The following is an 18,568-nucleotide window of genomic DNA, read 5'->3' on the forward strand; positions in this document are numbered from 1 at the left end:
TTGTGCATCTATGGAGTTCATCAAAATACAGTAGCGATGCTTTTTATGTGCTCGACACCATTTGCATGTTGCTCCTTTCTCATTTCCTAGCCAAAGACCACACTCTTTGATGTGCCAAGGTAGTTGCTACTGTTTCAATTTCTGGCTGGGACAGCCCGCAGATAGTAGTGAGAGTTTCCCAACACAGCGATCGCCAGAAGTTCGCTCAAATCATCAATGCTTTCAAAAAACCATCTGGCTATTCCACGATTAATGGTATATTAGTACAAAAGCACTAATAGCTGCTTACCACTAGTTTCTTCCCTGCAATAGACATGACAGATTCTCATTCTCTATTTTCGAGTTATGAAGAGTTAGTGCAAAATCATGCCAGACAATTTGACCCACATATTGCACAATTGCAACAGCTAGTAACAACAAGAATGCAAGAACTTCGTGCCGCAGAGCAGACGTTGGTTGATGCACAAGCAATAGAACTTCAAAACATCTTTAATGCTCTGGCTACTGATGCTCGCTGCTTGTTGCCAACGCCAGAATTCAGAACATTTGTGCAAGAGTTAAAACAGACACAAAGTCATAATTGGTATACGCGCAAATCTGAATTTAGTATTGCAGAAGATCCAACTACTTGGTTATTAGCAACGCTCGAACTACCGATAGGTTTGAGCAACTACCAGATTCAAGAAGACCTTGATGGTTATGATGACGAACGGAACTATATTGGGTACAGCTATACTCTGTCTTTAAGATTTGGTTCTGTCGAGCATTTGATGGAAATACTTTATAAACGCATCTATAACGTGAACGACCGTACAGAAACTTCTATAAAAGAGCAAATTGACTACTATATTTGGAGTGAAGTTGAAGATTTACTCACAAATATGCCATATCCAAAAGAACAAAAAAAGCAATTAGCTCAAGAGATAAGTGTTTTAGTAGGATATTCCAGCAAAGTATTTGCTTTAAAACCTAGAACTGCAATTTTTGAATATTCATCAGCAACACAAGAACAATGAAGTTGTATCTGAGTTTGTCAGCTTATGGTGGAGTGTCAACCCGTGAAGCCTTAACAGTATTTTGGAATGCAGGAGTCCTGCATACTGAACTAGCAATTGGGCCTAAACCTGATGCTGATGCTGCACAAGCAATTTTCGACTTTGGAAAACTGGGAATGCTCTATCGAGCACACCATGCCTTTGTTTGGGGCGATCGCCACTATCCTTTCAATCTAGCCCAACCCCAAAATTGGGATTATTTTAAGCGACTGACAGATTACTTGGCCAGTATAGGTATCACAGCTTATTCAGTGCATGGAGGAAGTTTTTCCAAAACCACTGAACGCATCCAAGCATACACAACATTTGTAGAAAATATTCATTGTCTTCACCAGCTTTGCCTGACGCGAGGTATTGTTCTGGGTGTGGAAACAATGTATCCCACACTTGGTATCAGCGCTACCCAGAACCTTTTGGATAATGCTGACGAAGTTACCCAATTTTGCCAAGATACCCCACAAATTAAGATAGTTATTGACTTAGCGCATCTCAACATTTGGCATGATAAAAGTTCACTAGTACTGAATCAATGGTTGGGACTCCCACTAGAAAGACTGTTAGAAATTCACATTTCAAATAATGACGGCAGACAAGATATACACTCCCGGATTACAGATGATACTTGGTGGTTACCGCAGATTACTCAATTTCCAGATGAAGTTCCTTTGGTATTAGAGAGCCGATTAAATCGATTGCCTATATCAGTAGTACAACAGGAATACGAGCGTGTCACCAAATTAATACTGATTAAACCTAGTGTGGTAAAACTTACTAGAGAAGACGACTCTCTAAATTAGCTAAGTAACCCTTGGGGTCTCTGCGAAATCGATATTGTTCAATTCTGGCTTTGTGGTGTTTTTGCAGTTGAGAGCGTAATTCGAGCCAAGTATGAATATCAACTTGTGCTAAATCAGATGCGGTAAAAGAATGAAGCGAAGTTGCGATGCCTTCGGCAACGGCAAAGCCGAACGCGCAAGCAAGTTTGACAGAACCACGAATAACGAGGGATGAAGGGGCAACCTTACGACCGGTACAACGACGTTGATGATGACGTAGTATACCAAAAGCATGTTCTAAGTCATTATTAGTTCTAGGAAAATCTTCAATTTCATAACAATGAAAAAGTCCAGACCAGTAGCTATGGGTGGTTTTTATAAAGTTATCGATTGCAGTGTTCAGCGTACCAGCTTTCTGCTTTTGTTGGGACATTTCTGTTAACAGTTGCTGATAACTTTGTTTGACTCCATCAGCATCAAGAGCTATTTTATTGTTGAGAATATTACTAGCTTTATCAACCCATTCATATGCAACCCTCACAGGTGCAAATAAAGATGCAGTCGTAGATAATCCCTTGGCTAGAAGGTGTTTTAGGTTAACTAAGGGTGGTGGTAAAGCACTTTTTTTTCCATCCGCTCTAAGCTTTGCTCTATCAATGTCAAATTTTCTTGTAACTTTAATCCAGATGCTTCTAACGGTGGATGACCATCATTGGTTATAGAACTACGCACTGCCGAACAATAATCTTCAATAATAGTTGCCATTTCCTGAGTTTCATTGGTAATACTACGTTCAATGTCTCGTAATCCTCTAACTTTTTTTTTCAATTCCTTTTTTGCATGTCTATCCGCCTCATATATGGGTTTAATTGCTTCCTTCAGGTAATGATAATGACACAAACCATGAGCGATACTAGGTAATGCTACCCTAACAGCTTTACGAATTGATTGTTGTCCATCACTAACAACGCCATCAATTGGTACATTTAAGGTATTAGTTACTTCTAATAATAACGCCACTAAATCTTCATTTCTTGATGATAATAAGGTTTTAGCAAGTAAAATTTCTCCAGATAAGCAATCTCGAATTACCCATAATACCTCATGTCCAATTTCTGGCTGCATCCCATCAATTGCTAATATCACCCGTCCTTGATTAGCCACGATTGCTTTTAACCTTTTATGGTCTTTTAGCCATAAAGAAAGTAACTCGTCATATCTGTCTATTAGGTGCGTAACCGTTCGTTGACTGATACATATACCCTTTAATTCAAGGTGAGTGTGTATTTGAGGAACACTTCTATGTTCCTGGTAGCGTAACGCTCCTATATAAGCAATCACATCCAAACCAAATTCGTTCTGTGGTAGAGCGAGTGACCCTTCTTTTTCTGGTCGATATGCTTTTTTATACCGCAGACATGACTTATTTTGACATCGACGAATTTTTAGCTGTAGTTCTACTACCCCATTGAGCGTTCTTATATGTCGAGGATTATTGTATTCATTCCACATTGCTTGACAGCATGAGGGGCATTTTTTTTGAACACAATCGAGTACTTCAAAAGATGTTGCCTCTGGTTTTAGACTTTTTCTTGCCAAGTTTCTGCACCATTATTTCGCTACAAGGTCAAGATTACAGGATTTCCACTCCTCTCTAGTAAGTTTTACCACACTAGCTTTTATTTGTGCGGCGAGAACCTGGATATGAGGTTTTCTCAGCATAGTTAGGTGATTTCCAGGAATATGATGAATTTCCGTTCCTTCTGCGGCTAGCTGATTCCAACCCATACTCGGCTCTTTCTCGGCAATGGTTGACTGAACTTGTGTTCTGAAAAAATGAATTTGCTTAGGGTAGACTTGCGGAACATAGTTGAGAACTGCTTGACTATTAGCATAGAAAACACGAAGTATAGAGGGAACTGCTAACTCGCTTAAAAGTCTTAACTGGGATTCTTTAGATATAAGGTTGTCTGTTGCATCCTCTTTGAGAATGAAGTGCGAGAACAGATTTCTTTGGAGTAATTGCACAAACTGATTAAAATTAGGAAACCGAGAAATTAAACTGTTGATTCTGTTTTTCCCAGGAGCAGTAATTAAACACAAATAATCTAGAAAAAAAGGCCATATATATCGTATTACTGTAGTCAAAAGAAACTTAAAACTATTACTTAAAGAAGGTATATTGTCCTTAATTGGTGCTACAGTGTCAAGCACAGCAAGTAGAGCTACTTCTTCCCCAGACTTTTGTAGTTGTTGAGCCATCTCAAAAGCAACCCAACCTCCGAAAGACCAACCTCCCAAAAAATAAGGGCCTTTCGGCTGTACTGAGCGCAATGCTTCAATGTAGTGGGTAGCCATATCCTCAATGCGAGTTAGTGGAGTTTCTCCATCAATGCCAATGGATTGTAACCCATAAAATGGTTGATTCTTCCCTAGATGATGAGCTAATTCGTAATAAGGAAAGACAACGCCAAAAATTGGATGAACACAGAAGAAAGGTGGATTTGAACCAGTCGGTTGAATCGAAACCAAGGGAGACGAAGGGATAAAATCTGTTTTTGAAGATAGAGAAGTTGCTAAACTTTCAATTGTGGGATTTAAAAATAAAGTAGATAGTGGCAATTCCAGCTCAAACTGTTTATTTATCTGTTGTAAACAATGTACAGTTAGTAGTGAATTTCCTCCTAAATCGAAGAAGTTGTCATGTATACCTACATCCTCAATGTTAAGGATTTCAGCCCAGATTTTTGCCAAAGTTGACTCAGTTGGAGTACGAGGAGCGATAAAAGCTTCATCTCTTGAGTAGTTTGGAGTGTCTAGTGCTGTTAGTGCATAAATATCTACTTTGCCATTAGCTGTTAATGGTATATAATCCAGCATTACAAAAGCTTTTGGCACCATGTATTCTGGTAATTTTTCTTTTAAAAAGTTGCGTAGTAGAGACGCAATATTTTGTGTCTTTACATTGGGAACAATATAACCTATTAAGTACTTATCACCAGATACATTCTCTTGAGCAATTACTACCGCTTTTTGGACATTTTGATGTTGACTTAGTACTGTTTCAATTTCTGATAATTCAATGCGAAAGCCGCGAATTTTTACTTGATTATCAATGCGACCTAAAAATTCAATATTACCGTCTACTCGATACCGAGCTAAATCGCCTGTCTTATAAAGTCGCGCTCCATTTTGCTGATTAAAAGGATTGGGAATAAATTTTTGGGCTGTCAATTCAGGATGGTTAAGGTAGCCTCGTGCTAGTCCATCACCATCAATATATAATTCGCCCGTAATTCCAATTGGTAGAGGTTGTAAATGATTATCTAATATATAAATTTTAATGTTATTAATAGGGCGACCAATGGGAGGTTTTTCATTCACAGATTTAATTTCTGCAACGGTTGACCAAACAGTTGCTTCAGTAGGGCCGTAAGCGTTAAAAAACCTCCGGCTAGAACTCCACCAACGTTTTACTATATCATCGGTACAGGATTCACCTGCACAAATAATAGTTTGCAATGTAGAAAGTGATTCTGTAGGTAAGACTGCTAATACCGCAGGTGGAAGGATGACATGAGTAATAGCTTTTTCGCGCAATAGTTGGAGCAAAGGTTGTCCGGGTAGAAGGGATTCTTTATTTGCTAAATAAAGAGTTGCTCCTGTTCGTAGTGCCATAGCAATCTCAAAAATTGAAGCATCGAAACTCAATGATGCAAATTGCAAAATGCGGTTACTCGATTGCAAGTTGAAAGTCTCAATCTGAGCTTCTACTAAATTAGACAATCCCCAATGTTCAATTAAAACTCCTTTAGGCTTCCCAGTAGTGCCAGAGGTGTAGATGACATAAGCTAAGTTTTCAAATGTTACACAATTGGTTGGATTTTCTTGGCTGTTTTGTGTAATAGCTGTCCAATCTTTATCTATACAAATAATTGGCTTCGAGAATTCCTGAAAATGCTTGAGCAACTTTTCTTGTGTGAGTACTACTGAAACTTGTGCATCTTCTAGCATGAAGTTAAGACGCTCTTGAGGTAGGCTCGTATCTAAAGGTAGGTATGCTCCACCAGCTTTGAGGATGCCTAATAGCCCGATTATCATCTCTAGCGATCGCTCTACACAAATGCCAACTAAAGATTCAGCTTCTACACCAATTTTTTGAAGATAATGTGCAACTTGGTTGCTGCGTATATTTAACTGTTTGTAGCTAAGTTGTTCATCACCAAATACTAGCACGATCGCATCGGGAGTTTGCTCTACCTGTGCTTCAAACAACTGATGAAAACACTTGTTATGCGGGTAACTTTTCTGAGTGTTGTTCCAATCAATTAATAGCTGTTGTTGTTCTCCTTCAGTAAGCAAAGGCAAATCTGAAAGACGCTGTTTTGAATTGACGACAATACTTTCTAACAGTGTTTGGAAATGTCCCACCATTCGCGTAATGGTGTTTTGATCAAATAAATCGGTGCTATACACCACTTGTCCTTTCAGAGTTTCCAAATCTTGCCACAGATGGAACTCTAAATCAAACTTTGCAGTTTTGCTGTCAAACTCGAATAGCGAAAGCTTTAACCCAGGTAACTCTAGCGCTTCAATGGGAGTATTTTGCAGGCTAAATACAACCTGAAATAAGGGATGGTGGCTTAAATCTCGCTCTGGGTGAAGTTCCTCCACCAACTTTTCAAAGGGCAAATCCTGATGGGCATATCCTCCCAAAGTTACCTCTCGTACTCGATTTAATAATTCTCGAAACGTCGGGTTCCCTGATAAATCGGTACGTAGCACTAAACTATTGACAAAAAAACCAATCAACCCTTCTAGTTCGCTACGGTTACGATTAGCAATAGGTGAACCTACTGCAATATCCTCTTGCTGGGTGTAGCGATAGAGCAAAGTCTGAAACGCAGCCAGCAGAGTCATGAACAAGGTCACACCTTCTTGGTAGCTAAGTGCCTCTAGCGCTTGAGTTAAGGACTGTGGTAGCTCTAGAAATTGTTTTGCACCCCTGTAGCTAGGAACTGCTGGTCTTAGTCGGTCGGTGGGGAGATTCAGCACTGAAAGCCCATCTAATTGCTTTTGCCAATAAGCTAACTGGGTTTGTAGAGGGGAGGTGCTGTTTGCTCCCACTCCTTGCAGCCACTCCCGTTGCCATTGGGCGAAATCTGCATATTGAATGGGTAGTTCTGGCAGGGGCGTAGACAGGGAGTTGTTAGAAGCGTCACCTGTTCGCCCAGCAAAAGGGCTTGCGATTAGACATCCCTCATCATCTGCAAAGGCTTTGTATAATACCCCCAGTTCTTTAATTAGTACTCCAATTGACCAGCCATCAGCAACAATGTGATGTAGATTTAGCAGCAGTACATATTCTGCTTCATTTAGTTGAAGTAGCTTTACTCGCAGCAATGGCCCGGTGGTGAGATTGAAAGGATATTTAGCCTCTTGGGTTGCGATTCGCCGCACTTGTGTCTCACGTTCTTGGCTTTTGAAATTGCGTAGATCTATTAGGGGAAAAGATATGGTTAAGCTGGGTGCAATCACCTGCACTGGTTGCTGGTCTACCATAACAAACCTAGTGCGTAAGATTTCGTGGCGACGTACAATTTCGTTGAATGTCTGCCTTAAGGCTGTGAAGTTGAGGGAACCTTTCAGGCGAAGCGCTGTTGACACGTTGTAAAATGGATTACCCGGTGCTAATTGGTCGAGAAACCACAATCGCTGCTGGGCGAAAGAAGTGGGAAAAACGAAAACCTCTGCTTCTTGAGAAAAATTGAGTTCTTCATCATCTGTGAGACTACTGAGAATATATTGGCTCATAAGTGAATGGCAAACAGTTGTGGTGGAATTTGGGAAACTTTTTCTCAGTTCATCTTGTTGTCAACGCTCCAAGAGGAGTTGAGCTATGAAGAATTAATGGTTGTCAAACCAGGAAATCGGTTATTAGTGATGCCCGTTTAACAAGCAATGGCTGTTGAAGATTTTGGCAATGAAAACTTCTTAAATGCCTGCTCAAAATAGAGATAGTTGTCCTGGCGATACATTTCCTCTCCGTCGCGTATGAAAACTGAGCAGTATCCTCTATTTTATAGGTGGCATCCGTAGTCAATCTATGTCCAGAGTAGTAGAAAAATTTTTATGCTGGTAAGAGTTCAAATTTTCAACAAGTTTGAGCTTGCAACTTTCACCCCTCCCTCCGTTAGGTCAGGCTACCTCTGTGGAAATAACTCGGCAGATAGAATACGGTAAGTTTGTCCACACGCAAGAACAACTATATTACTTTGTGACATTTAGTTGTCAAGGCAATAACTCTTTGGCAGAACATGAAAACCCACTGAGTGAGTGGGTGACATATTTGTTTTATCCGCAGGCGAAACGATGAGAGGTAAAAAGATGCGATCGCATTCTTTTAGTTATGAAGAAACATCGCGTGTTCAGCGATTCTTTAACCAAAAATAGATGAGTAGGATTCAGAATCTATGACTGAAATCCTTACTGGAAGTGGCCTTACTAAGTCTGTAAGTATTGGGCGATCGCCACCATTTACCAACATATCTGCGTAATTTACCTGGCACTTAGTTCATATAAAGTGACGAATCAAACTAATGCTAAACAATTTTACGGCTACTAATACTAGTACAGTAATTGATACTGAAACCGTTTTACGCGCAGAAAATCTTAACGTTTATTACGGGAAGTTTCTCGCGTTGCAGAATATTTGCCTAAATATTTCCAAAAATCAGGTTACAGCTTTTATTGGCCCTTCTGGTTGTGGTAAAAGTACATTGCTACGATGCTATAACCGTCTCAACGACCTCATCAAGTCATTTCGAGCCGAAGGTAAAGTTTATTTTTACGGTAAAAATTTGTATGCACCAGAAATTGATGCTGTAGAGGTGCGTCGTCGGATTGGGATGGTGTTTCAAAAAGCAAACCCATTTCCTAAATCAATTTATGACAATGTTGCTTTTGGAGCCAGAGTTTGTGGCTACAAAGATAACATGGATGAATTGGTAGAACGGAGTCTACGGCAATCAGCTTTATGGGATGAAGTTAAAGACAGACTGCGACAAAGTGCTTTAGCCTTATCTGGTGGTCAACAACAACGGTTGTGTATTGCGCGAGCGATCGCTGGACAACCAGAAGTTATACTTATGGATGAACCTTGTTCTGCTCTTGACCCCCTATCTACTTTGCGGGTTGAAGAATTGATTCACGAACTCAAACAGCAATATACCATTGTCATTGTTACTCACAATATGCAACAAGCGGCACGAGTCTCTGACAAAACAGCTTTTTTCAACGTTAGCACTACCCAAACAAGAGATATTACTGGCTACTTGGTAGAGTACGACTCAACAAACGTGATTTTTAATCATCCTCAGCAGGAAGCCACAAAAGATTACGTCAGTGGTAGATTTGGTTAAATTTGGGTTTTGGGAGCCTAAGCTACCTGATAAGCTCCACATTGATATCTGGAGAATTGTAGCAAAAACTGGCAAAATTTTTATAAGCTCATAATTTTGGCAAATGGATTCATCTATAGACATAGATAATTGAGCAATAATTTATTCAAAGGTAATACTTTTTTGATAAACTATTACTAATAGTAGATTTATTTATGCTAATTTATTGTAGTCATTTTGCTGAGTTATCATGGTTATTTTTTAGTATCGATACTATTACATTACTGAAAAAATAATTTTAGTTAATCTCTTTAAAATTATCACCATAACATTTATTTTTTAGTCTAAATTAGACAACTTATACGCTATTGCAACGTTTTCTGAAACATGATTTGAAACAACAGCCTGTCATACTTAATATTGTTAAGAGATGACAAAAAATCTAGGGTAAATCACATGGCTGACATTGTAGATACCGCTGTTAAGGCTGGTTCTTTCAGTACTTTAGTTGCTGCTGTTAAGGCTGCTGGTCTGGTAGATACTCTCAAAGGTATTGGCCCATTCACCGTTTTTGCACCTACTGATGAAGCGTTTGCTAAACTTCCCGCAGGTACAGTAGATGCATTACTTAAGGACATTCCCAAACTGAAAAAAATCTTGACTTATCATGTCGTTTCTGGCAAGGTGCTAGCGGCGGATGTGGTGAAGCTGAAATCAGCTAAAACCGTTGAAGGGGAAGATGTGAAAATTGACGCTTCTAAAGGTGTCAAGATAAATAATGCCACAGTTACAACACCAGATGTTGCTGCTGATAATGGTGTAATTCACATCATCGACACAGTTTTAATGCCTGCATAAGTAATTGCTGAGATAGTAATTACTTTTAGTCGATACATCACAACCACCCAGATGTATCAGACTTCTGATCAAAATCTGAATTAAACCAAAATTGACATGAGTCGCACACAGATAAAATCTAAATTTATCTGTGTTTTTTTGTGAAATCAACAGACAAATTCTATTGCCATTCTCTATCCTCAAGTTCCTTTTGAGGCAGCAATAAAGTTGCTTCAATTTCTTGCCTAATCGTCCGTCAAGCTGAAGAAAGTGGAGTTTTGAATATCTTGTTGAATTCAGTTTATACCAAGGAGCCAGAAATCTCGGATAAGGAGTTACGTGCATCAGAACAAGGAATGGCAGCTTTGGTGCATCACGGTAATGGGCGATCGCAACTTGAATCTAAATCAATCTTAGTCAACTAATGCTAGATTTTAACACCTTAACTATTATCCCACACAGAGGTGTTAATTTCCGCATCTAACTAAAGTACCTTAGTGCCGATCAACTAAAGCTATCAGGCGTTTAGACAACAATGTATAAACCAATCCTAGAAAAAGATGGGACTAAATTTAAGGGTGGAATTACTCTACAGTGGTATGTGGCAGTACATTCTCACCCTTTAGATAAAAGAAGTTATTCTTACGCGATCGCTATCGATAACGTATTAGAGCGCAACCCATCCCCCCTTGCCGACTTTGACTCATGCTTGTTTGGTTGTTATGAAACAGCCTATCAAGCACTGAATGCCGCAGTTGAGGAAGCAAATAAGATCGTGTAACTGTTTTTGCCACACAACCTAACAAGATGCGATCGCAAAGAGTAAACTGGTGCTGCCACAATGACAAATTGTAAGTTATAATAGAGATCTAAACAGCGACAACGCTACACGTTGCGAGGCAACCAATATGGATGCCAATGAAGTTTTAAGACGATATGCTGCCGGAGAACGAAATTTTAGACAAGCAGACTGGAGAGGAATAAATTTAGCTAAAGCAATTTTGAGTGGGGTAGATTTGACTGGGGCACACTTGAATAACGCAGACTTGAGCTACTCAGATTTAAGCAGTGCTAATCTCAACTGGGCTGGACTCAAAGGAGCCGATTTCAGTGGCGCTAACCTGAGGGGAGCAAAAATGCCTGATGGCAGAACACACAACGACCTCTTAGAGTCTGCCAATTTTTTCTCTAGCTAAGACTGGACAATAAATTTGCTATTGGTGAGCAGTACCGTTAATCTCAAGGTACTGCTCATCGCTAGATATTACAGATTATTTTTCATATCGTAGTTAACCAAATCAACCAAGAAATGCAACAGCGCCAAGTCATGCTTGAGGATAAGGGATGTAATTCATTGCCGCTGTCTTCAATATGCGATCGCCTAACGCATTTTCGACCTAATTTAAATTTTTCAGGAGTTTGTAAATGAGTATTATTACCAAGATGATTCTAAATGCAGATGCAGAGGTTCGTTATCTCACTCCTGGAGAACTAGACCAGATTAATATCTTTGTTAAGAGCAGTCAGCGCCGTCTACAACTTGTGGAAGCTTTAACTCAAAGCCGCGCAACTATTGTTAAGCAAGCTGGAAAGGACATATTTCAGAGGTTTCCACGCCTTGTTGCTCCAGGTGGTAATGCTTACGGTGAAAATATGACTGCCACCTGCCTGCGGGATATGGATTACTACCTGCGGTTGATTACTTACAGTGTAGCGGCTGGAGATACTACGCCAATTCAAGAAATCGGGATTGTTGGTGTGCGGCAAATGTACAGATCTCTCGGCACCCCAATTGATGCGGTTGCTGAAAGTGTCCGTGCTATGAAGAACATCACTACCTCAATGTTGTCTGGAGAAGATGCAAGCGAAGTTGGCACTTACTTCGACTACCTAATTACTAATCTCCAATAGGCAGGCAATAACAATCACCTGGAGAGAGATCAGCCTTACTGCCTTAAAAAGGGGGCTAAGATTCTTTTAAATTCCCCCTTTTTGAGGAGAGCCGCTGCGTTGTGTAGAAACCCCCGCAACTTAGTGGTGTAGATAATGGCGGCTCTAAAAATAAAAGAATCTGGAAATAATTCATTTCTAAAACTTTTTTTACTTTTCATGTTGAAGTTAACCAAATAACCCTCGAAATCAAACAGCAGCTTGTCATGGTGTAAGAGAAAGGATGCTATATATTTTCTCTCTAACAGTTCACTCCTTTAGGGAATTAATGAGGGTTTGTAGCACTCGTTGTATATGAAATCTCAATTGGAGTAACTATGTATCCAAGTAATAGATTTCTTAATAATAATCTTTCAGTCCTCCAAGGGCTACAAGTACTCATCGTAGACGATAATGTCGATTTCTGCGATTTGATGATGCTCCTGCTGCAACTCTATGGTGTTGAGGTAAAACAAGCGTTTTCAGTCCCGCAAGCTCTGGAGATATTTGAGCAATGGCAACCTTATATAGTCATGAGTGACATTGGATTGCCGAAGGAAGATGGCTATTCCCTGATTCAAAAAATGAAAAGCAAAGCGAAAGAGTTAGGGCAAGTGGTGTTAGGGATTGCTGTGACAGGCTACGCCGATGAAAAGATGCGTCAACGTGCTTTGTCTGCTGGGTTTGACCTATGCTTTACCAAACCCCTAGATATTGATGAGTTTGTGGTTATGCTTGCCTGTTTAGCTATTTGCCAACAGTCTTCAGGTGCGATCGCCCAACGAATTTTGGGTCATGTTCTTAGACATAGTGATTTAAGTCTTGAACAGCAGTTAGAACCATCAGTTTCAAGTTAGCATCACCATTTTAGAAACACTATCAATTAATGTAATTTCGTTAAGGAGATTTTGAAAAATGCCGTTTACTATCAAGTCTGCACGCTCCATTTTTCCTGAAACTCAAGTTGCTAATGCAATTCCAGCTACGGTTGAATCATGCAACCAACTCAGTGCTGAGGATCAGTTGGCTTTACTTTGGTTTGTCTATACTGAAATGGGAGTTACAATCACTCCTGCTGCTATGGGAGCAGCCAATATGGTCTTTGCAGAAAAAACCCTGACTCAAATTAAGCAGATGCCTGCAATAGAACAAACGCAAGTTATGTGCGATCTAGTTAATCATAGTGATACTCCCATCTGCCGTACATATTCATCTTTCGGCACGAATGTTAAGTTGGGCTTCTGGTATCAGTTAGGCGAATGGATGAAACAAGGAATCGTTGCTCCCATTCCAGAAAATTATGAACTATCTGCACAGGCATCTGATGTTCTCCAAGCTATCCGTCAACTTGAAGGGGGTCAACAACTCACCGTATTACAAAATATTGTTGTCAATATGGGGTATGCCCCAACGGTTAGCACCCAAAAAGTCAAAGAACCTGTGGTTCCACCTAAAGATATCGCACCCAGAGCTAAGGTCAGCATTGAGGGCATCACCAACTTGACAGTCCTAAGCTATGTGGAGAATATGAACGCCTTTGACTTCCAAGAGGCTGTAGCTTTATTTGCTGAAGATGGTGCCCTGCAACCCCCTTTCCAAGAACCGATTGTGGGTAGGGAGAACATCCTCGCCTATATGCGCGAAGAATGCTACGGACTCAAGCTCATACCAGAGCGAGGGGTATCTGAACCAGCAGAAGGAGAATTCACCCAAATTCAAGTGACGGGTAAGGTGCAAACTCCCTGGTTTGGTGACAGTGTTGGCATAAATCTAGCATGGCGGTTCTTGCTCAATCCGCAAGGCAAGATTTTCTTTGTGGCAATTGATGTGGTGGCATCTCCCCAGGAACTACTTAACATGGGCTTTAGCCAGTAGAGCAAGTTTGGGGTAAACAGTGTCTGGGTGGGTCTAGAGGAGTACAGTTGGTCAATATTCTATTAAAAAGGGGCTATTGGTAGTGAGCAACCCATTTGCAGCAGCATAACCCTCTAAACCCTTGAAACACGGGGTTTCTTTGTTTTTATCAAGCTCAATTATTAGCAATACTATTCGTTGAACCTTGGGTGCAATATGTTAATTAAAAAGATAGTAATAATATCATAAGTATTTCAATTTTGTAAATAATTTGTTATAATAATTACATAGAACTTAAATACGAGGTCACGCCCATGCGCTACACCGATAAAAAAGGGAAGACCCTCAACCTTAATGATTGTATGACTGCTGACAGCTTCTTGATGGAAACGGAGGTTTACATCTGCGAGCCATTAGAAATGCATTTCAATAAACAAGGAGATTTAAAAGCAGGAAAGAAACCAAACAAAGCGATCAGCTATGCTGGGCGGAACGCCATCGCACATCTTGCTAGTGATGGCAGTGAACTGATCCCCGCTGAAGTTCAAGCGCGTACACACAGACAAGGCAGTCAATTACTGAATTTACCCCTCGCAACTGGCTATACAGTAGATGATGAGGGAATGCTCAATAACTATACAATTCAGCCTGCTATGTCCTTGGCAGAGTATCCCTCAACCAAACAGCAACAGCGCTACATCTTTCAGGGGGCAGTAGCTATCGTGTTTGTTGCTCTGACGCTGCTAACTGCATTCGCTGTCAGCTAGGTTTAACAATAGCTAGTAGTTCATGTCATTAATTTTGATGAGCTACAATATCCCGGACTTCTCCGAGAAGCCTGGGATCTGATCACCATTAACAACTCAGAACTCATGGGATGAACTACTAGTTAAAGTTGTTGCCCAAAAATCGGATGCGAATATCGGGCGATAATACAGCATGGTTCTGAGCGTTTTTTCTGAGTTATGTTAACAAAAAAATGTGATGAATATAGATTTTTCCAAGAAAATTACTAGCTTATCTTTATTACTACTTTGTGTTGCTTACGCTTTCTTGGGTTGGTATCTATCTGCTTATCATATTATTTGGCTTGTAGGAAGTTTTATAGCAACTGTGGCTTTCTTTGGCGGACGGAAAAATAGTTCTTTGTTTGAGCGTTCGTTGAGTTTTTTTCCTCCAGGCTTGTTGGGAATTTTTATTATCTCTTTAATTGTGAGTTTAATACTATTTGCTTTAGCAGTAAATAGCCCTATTTTAGGAATTCTCATTGTCACCCCGCTAGCAACTACTGTTTTAGCAGAATTAGAAATGCGGCTTACTGGTTTAAACAGACTAAATGCATTAGTAATTTTAATATTGATAGCTGGGTTTGGTTTAGTAGTGGGCGAAATGATAGATGTCTTGCTTGTGCCAAGTACCAGGTACTAAGTTATAGATGTTGTTTCACCACAAAAGTCTAAGACTGATTAAAAACTAATTTAAATAATAGCTTTTAAAATTAAATTTTGTTGGTTTATATGATAATTATAAATACTTATTATTCCTCATAAAATTACAATCATAAAATCACAAATAAATAATAAAGAAGATAAAAAATGCTAGTTTCATCCACTAATTCGAGTCGATTACTGACTCTTAATCTAACTGATAACAGCCAAAAAAATACAACTACATATACCTGGAACTCTTTATGGAGTCACCATAGTTGCCCTTGCTGTTCATATTGTTTACTCCGTCATATAAATAAGGGTGGTATTTACTGGCGTTGTAGCCATTGTTATCAAGAAATGCCAGTTTGGGACATATCTAATTGCAGAACTAGCTACTCTAGCTTCCTGCCTCTACAAGATTTTCAAGCCAAACATCCATATTAAACGAACAACTTAGCCAGAAAACTAATGCTCGACTTTAACACGTTAACTGAATTCTCAAGCACTTACTGCATTGGCATTTGTGCTTTTCTAATTCCAGCCAACCTACTTGCTACTTCATTGACAATAACTTTTACACTATTGCATCGTCCGTCTGTTCAGGTCTGGCAAGCTGCTGGAATTGCCAGTATCTTTGCTCTACTCATGATACTGCATGTAATTGCTTGGTTCATGATTGGAGTAGTTATGGCTCCTACATACATTTTGTTGGGCTTGGCAAGCATCTGTTTATTAGCAAATTTAGGGGCAATTCTTAGACATAGACGCTTTGTGAGAACTTATAATGACAATACAGTTTATATCTGTATTTAGCTCGCCTGGATTAGTGATAAGTTAAGGAAAAGCAGGATTTGTCAAGAGGAGGAGAAAAGGTGATAAATCAAGTTGTTGAGGCTTCTTCGGTATAGTCTTAACAATATCAAGACACTTATTTTCAGGAGCCGTAAAAAACCAAACTCGGTCAGTTGCCTTACCCTTGGAATATGCGTGATTAAAGTGATACAGACCCCTAAATACCATCTTCAGAGAAATTCGCTCAAATGGGAGAAATAACTCATCTGCGATCACATCCGCGAGGTCAATTAAAACTGTGTAGAACAACCAATTTGCCCAAACTTGAAGTTGGATACCATTAATTGAACCAATCCACAGATAACTTCATCCCAACAAGCATTTGGCAGTGTTAAATGCCTCCTCAATTCGCCACCATCGTGCATAAAGAAAGGTCGGCAACAACATATGGTGGAAGAACTTGAGGGTCTAAAACTGAGGTGATGTAGCTATACCAGGTTTAGCCTTGCTTGACTTCGATGAGACGTGTAACTTAAGGGATAAAGTGGCCGGAATTAAAGGATAAAGTGGCCGCCCTAAAAACCTGCAATACTTATTTTTGCGTCGCCCTACTTTCGCCATACTTTACAAGCGATCGCACTCAATTCTCGCAAATACCCTTCTGTCATAGGTTCTGTTCTGCGGCCACTTAGGACTTCCAAAAAATAAATTATGCCAAAAGCAATAATGATAATCACTCCCCTTTTGTAGTAATTTGAATAGTGACTGGGTTTTTGAGTGTGACAAACAGTGTCTATAGTATTAACTGATTCTCTGAAAAACTTATTGATTGAAACTGCATTTCAACTCAAAGGTGCGGCTAAACGTAAATTTATGGCACAAACAGTTGTGAAATTAGGTTTTGGAGGACAGAGGTTAGCGCAGAAAGAGTTGGGATGGAATCGAGACACAATTCGTAAAGGAATAAAAGAACTTACAAGTGGCATTACTTGCGTTGATAACTATTCAGCTAAAGGACGTTATAAAGCAGAAGAACATTTAACCACCCTTTTAGAGGACATAAAAAATCTAGTTGATTGCCAAAGTCAAACTGACCCCAGTTTTAAAAGTAGAAGATTATATACTCGATTGAGTGCTGCTGAAGTAAGAAAGCAGTTAATAGAAAAGTACGGTTATAGCGAATAAGTTTTACCTACATCAGAAACAATTCGCGTGAAATTAAATGATTTAGGTTACACCACTAGAAGAGTGCAGAAAGTTTTACCTCAAAAAAAATTCCTCAAACCTCAGCAATCTTTGATGAATTAGCAATTATTAATCAAAATGCCGACTCCGACCCAAGTATTTTACGCGCTATGTCTAGATGCCAAGGCTCGTGTAAACATTGGTTCATTTGACCGTGGAGGTAGAAACAGAGTTAAAACCGAAACTTTTGACCACGATTTTCAGCCAAAAACAAGTGTAACTCCTTATGGGATATTTATTCCCGAGTTAGATGAGCTTTTTTTATATTTCACAGAATCGAAGGTAACGAGTGATTTTATTATTGATGTATTAGAGGATTTTTGGAAGGGTGAGAAACATCGGTTTTCTCAAGTTAAAACATTAGTTCTTAATCAAGATAATGGCAGTGAGAATAACTCTCGAAGTACTCAATTCATGAAGCGTATAGTTGAATTCGCTCACCAGTATGAATTGAATATACGTTTAGCCTACTATCCTCCTTATCATAGTAAGTACAACCCAATTGAGAGAACATGGGCAGTATTAGAGAACCATTGGAATGGCAGTATTTTAGATGAAGTAGAAACGGCTGTAAAATTTGCTGCCACTATGAAATGGAACGGGAAGCATCCCGTGGTTAAGCTAGTACATAAAACTTATGAAACTGGTGTAAAACTTACCAAAAAAGCCATGTCTCAAATTGAAAGACAAATCTCACGTTTAACCAATTCTAGTCATGAGCTTTATGCAAATTTGGGAAATTGGTTTATTGATATCTCTTGTGGACAAACTTAATAATTCTATCTTGAGCAAAGCACTTATCTAGCTAGAAGCCATATTAAATCATCACTATTTCACCCTAGCAGAAACGACTCTTGGGTGTAGATTATTTATGACTAATTGAGGGGGAGAAAGCGGTTGCCGTCGGCAACCGCTTTCTCCTCCTATAACAATGATTATCATTCTTATATAAATGCTGCCTTTTGTTTTTTTGGAATAATTTATTCTCTGGAAGTCCCTTAGATCCAGATGTCGAATCAGTCCTCCTCACCCTTGAACTGAGCAATGGTTCAGTGCTGGATTTGGGGACAGGGCCTCTCACCCAAGCGATCGCTTTTCCTAGCTCCTCCAGTCAGCTAATTTTCACGAGTCCAAGCTTTTGAAACGGGCAAGGGATAGCATGACAGCAAAATTGCTGAGTTTGCTTAGTACCTATAGAGTAAATAATTACTTTATGAAGAGACGATAAAATTTTATTCTTTATTTGATAA

General features: G+C 39.5%; 18 protein-coding genes and 2 pseudogenes. 16 read left to right on the plus strand and 4 right to left on the minus strand.

Features of this window, described 5'->3' with window-relative positions; genetic code table 11:
• Nucleotides 1-314: 314 nt before the first annotated feature.
• Together HGR01_RS05700 and HGR01_RS05705 are read left to right on the plus strand one after the other, a co-directional pair.
• Nucleotides 315-1,016, plus strand: coding sequence for a hypothetical protein (locus tag HGR01_RS05700; protein ID WP_045869375.1), 702 nt, complete (start codon nucleotides 315-317; stop codon nucleotides 1,014-1,016).
• Nucleotides 1,013-1,852 carry a TIM barrel protein gene (locus HGR01_RS05705; protein WP_045869374.1) on the plus strand — a complete coding sequence of 280 codons (840 nt, stop codon included), beginning with the start codon at nucleotides 1,013-1,015 and terminating at the stop codon, nucleotides 1,850-1,852. Before HGR01_RS05700 ends, HGR01_RS05705 begins: the two co-directional genes overlap by 4 nt.
• Here the strand turns inward: HGR01_RS05705 and HGR01_RS05710 are convergent.
• Together HGR01_RS05710 and HGR01_RS05715 are read right to left on the minus strand one after the other, a co-directional pair.
• Nucleotides 1,827-3,343 (minus strand): transposase gene (locus HGR01_RS05710; protein WP_228045388.1). Its coding sequence is split into 2 segments (ribosomal slippage): nucleotides 1,827-2,452 and nucleotides 2,452-3,343, totalling 1,518 coding nucleotides; the frame shifts between segments, so codons are not numbered across the junction. The two genes, HGR01_RS05705 and HGR01_RS05710, sit on opposite strands and share 26 nt — an antisense overlap.
• Before the next feature lie 99 nt (nucleotides 3,344-3,442).
• Nucleotides 3,443-7,645, minus strand: a complete 4,203-nt coding sequence (locus tag HGR01_RS05715; protein ID WP_045869373.1) for a non-ribosomal peptide synthetase — start codon at nucleotides 7,643-7,645, stop codon at nucleotides 3,443-3,445.
• Between the two features lie 6 nt (nucleotides 7,646-7,651).
• Here HGR01_RS05715 and HGR01_RS05720 point away from each other — a divergent pair, with 6 nt between their 5' ends.
• The 13 genes from HGR01_RS05720 to HGR01_RS05780 all read left to right on the plus strand — a co-directional run bounded on the left by HGR01_RS05720 (nucleotide 7,652) and on the right by HGR01_RS05780 (nucleotide 16,094).
• A complete protein-coding gene (locus HGR01_RS05720; RefSeq protein WP_304412424.1) occupies nucleotides 7,652-7,786 on the plus strand; it encodes a hypothetical protein in 135 nt (44 codons plus the stop codon).
• A gap of 256 nt (nucleotides 7,787-8,042) precedes the next feature.
• Complete coding sequence (locus HGR01_RS05725) at nucleotides 8,043-8,207, plus strand: hypothetical protein (protein WP_155539114.1); 165 nt, start codon at nucleotides 8,043-8,045, stop codon at nucleotides 8,205-8,207.
• A 223-nt stretch (nucleotides 8,208-8,430) separates the two neighbouring features.
• The gene (gene pstB / locus HGR01_RS05730; RefSeq protein ID WP_045869372.1) at nucleotides 8,431-9,252 is read left to right on the plus strand and encodes a phosphate ABC transporter ATP-binding protein PstB; all 822 of its coding nucleotides are present in this window, start codon (nucleotides 8,431-8,433) and stop codon (nucleotides 9,250-9,252) included.
• 435 nt (nucleotides 9,253-9,687) lie between these two features.
• Nucleotides 9,688-10,089 (plus strand): fasciclin domain-containing protein, encoded by a 402-nt coding sequence (locus HGR01_RS05735; RefSeq protein WP_045869371.1) that lies wholly within the window; start codon nucleotides 9,688-9,690, stop codon nucleotides 10,087-10,089.
• A gap of 266 nt (nucleotides 10,090-10,355) precedes the next feature.
• The gene (locus HGR01_RS05740; protein WP_155539112.1) at nucleotides 10,356-10,493 is read left to right on the plus strand and encodes a hypothetical protein; all 138 of its coding nucleotides are present in this window, start codon (nucleotides 10,356-10,358) and stop codon (nucleotides 10,491-10,493) included.
• A 110-nt stretch (nucleotides 10,494-10,603) separates the two neighbouring features.
• A complete protein-coding gene (locus tag HGR01_RS05745) occupies nucleotides 10,604-10,849 on the plus strand; it encodes a hypothetical protein (RefSeq protein WP_045869370.1) in 246 nt (81 codons plus the stop codon).
• 127 nt (nucleotides 10,850-10,976) lie between these two features.
• Nucleotides 10,977-11,264, plus strand: coding sequence for a pentapeptide repeat-containing protein (locus HGR01_RS05750; protein ID WP_045869369.1), 288 nt, complete (start codon nucleotides 10,977-10,979; stop codon nucleotides 11,262-11,264).
• Nucleotides 11,265-11,493: 229 nt separating this feature from the next.
• Nucleotides 11,494-11,979 (plus strand): Allophycocyanin subunit alpha 2, encoded by a 486-nt coding sequence (locus tag HGR01_RS05755; RefSeq protein WP_045869368.1) that lies wholly within the window; start codon nucleotides 11,494-11,496, stop codon nucleotides 11,977-11,979.
• Nucleotides 11,980-12,335: 356 nt separating this feature from the next.
• Nucleotides 12,336-12,854, plus strand: coding sequence for a response regulator (locus HGR01_RS05760; RefSeq protein ID WP_045869367.1), 519 nt, complete (start codon nucleotides 12,336-12,338; stop codon nucleotides 12,852-12,854).
• Between the two features lie 58 nt (nucleotides 12,855-12,912).
• Entirely contained in the window at nucleotides 12,913-13,872 is a 960-nt protein-coding gene (locus HGR01_RS05765) for an orange carotenoid-binding protein (protein ID WP_045869366.1), read from the plus strand.
• Between the two features lie 341 nt (nucleotides 13,873-14,213).
• On the plus strand, nucleotides 14,214-14,618 hold the full coding sequence (psb34, locus tag HGR01_RS41775) for a photosystem II assembly protein Psb34 (protein ID WP_320076066.1): 405 nt from the start codon (nucleotides 14,214-14,216) through the stop codon (nucleotides 14,616-14,618).
• 217 nt (nucleotides 14,619-14,835) lie between these two features.
• Nucleotides 14,836-15,279 carry a hypothetical protein gene (locus HGR01_RS05775; RefSeq protein ID WP_045869364.1) on the plus strand — a complete coding sequence of 148 codons (444 nt, stop codon included), beginning with the start codon at nucleotides 14,836-14,838 and terminating at the stop codon, nucleotides 15,277-15,279.
• 470 nt (nucleotides 15,280-15,749) lie between these two features.
• The gene (locus HGR01_RS05780) at nucleotides 15,750-16,094 is read left to right on the plus strand and encodes a hypothetical protein (RefSeq protein WP_045869363.1); all 345 of its coding nucleotides are present in this window, start codon (nucleotides 15,750-15,752) and stop codon (nucleotides 16,092-16,094) included.
• Between the two features lie 54 nt (nucleotides 16,095-16,148).
• On the opposite strand, the pseudogene HGR01_RS05785 reads toward HGR01_RS05780, so the two are convergent.
• Both HGR01_RS05785 and HGR01_RS05790 read right to left on the minus strand, forming a co-directional pair.
• Nucleotides 16,149-16,572: pseudogene (locus tag HGR01_RS05785) on the minus strand (IS4 family transposase); the annotation flags it as partial.
• 109 nt (nucleotides 16,573-16,681) lie between these two features.
• Nucleotides 16,682-16,810, minus strand: a complete 129-nt coding sequence (locus HGR01_RS05790; RefSeq protein WP_255325175.1) for a hypothetical protein — start codon at nucleotides 16,808-16,810, stop codon at nucleotides 16,682-16,684.
• A gap of 58 nt (nucleotides 16,811-16,868) precedes the next feature.
• On the opposite strand from HGR01_RS05790, the pseudogene HGR01_RS05795 reads away from it, so the two are divergent.
• Nucleotides 16,869-18,092: pseudogene (locus HGR01_RS05795) on the plus strand (ISAzo13 family transposase).
• Nucleotides 18,093-18,568 lie beyond the last annotated feature (476 nt).

Source organism: Tolypothrix sp. PCC 7712 (assembly GCF_025860405.1).
In the GTDB taxonomy this organism is placed as follows: domain Bacteria; phylum Cyanobacteriota; class Cyanobacteriia; order Cyanobacteriales; family Nostocaceae; genus Aulosira; species Aulosira diplosiphon.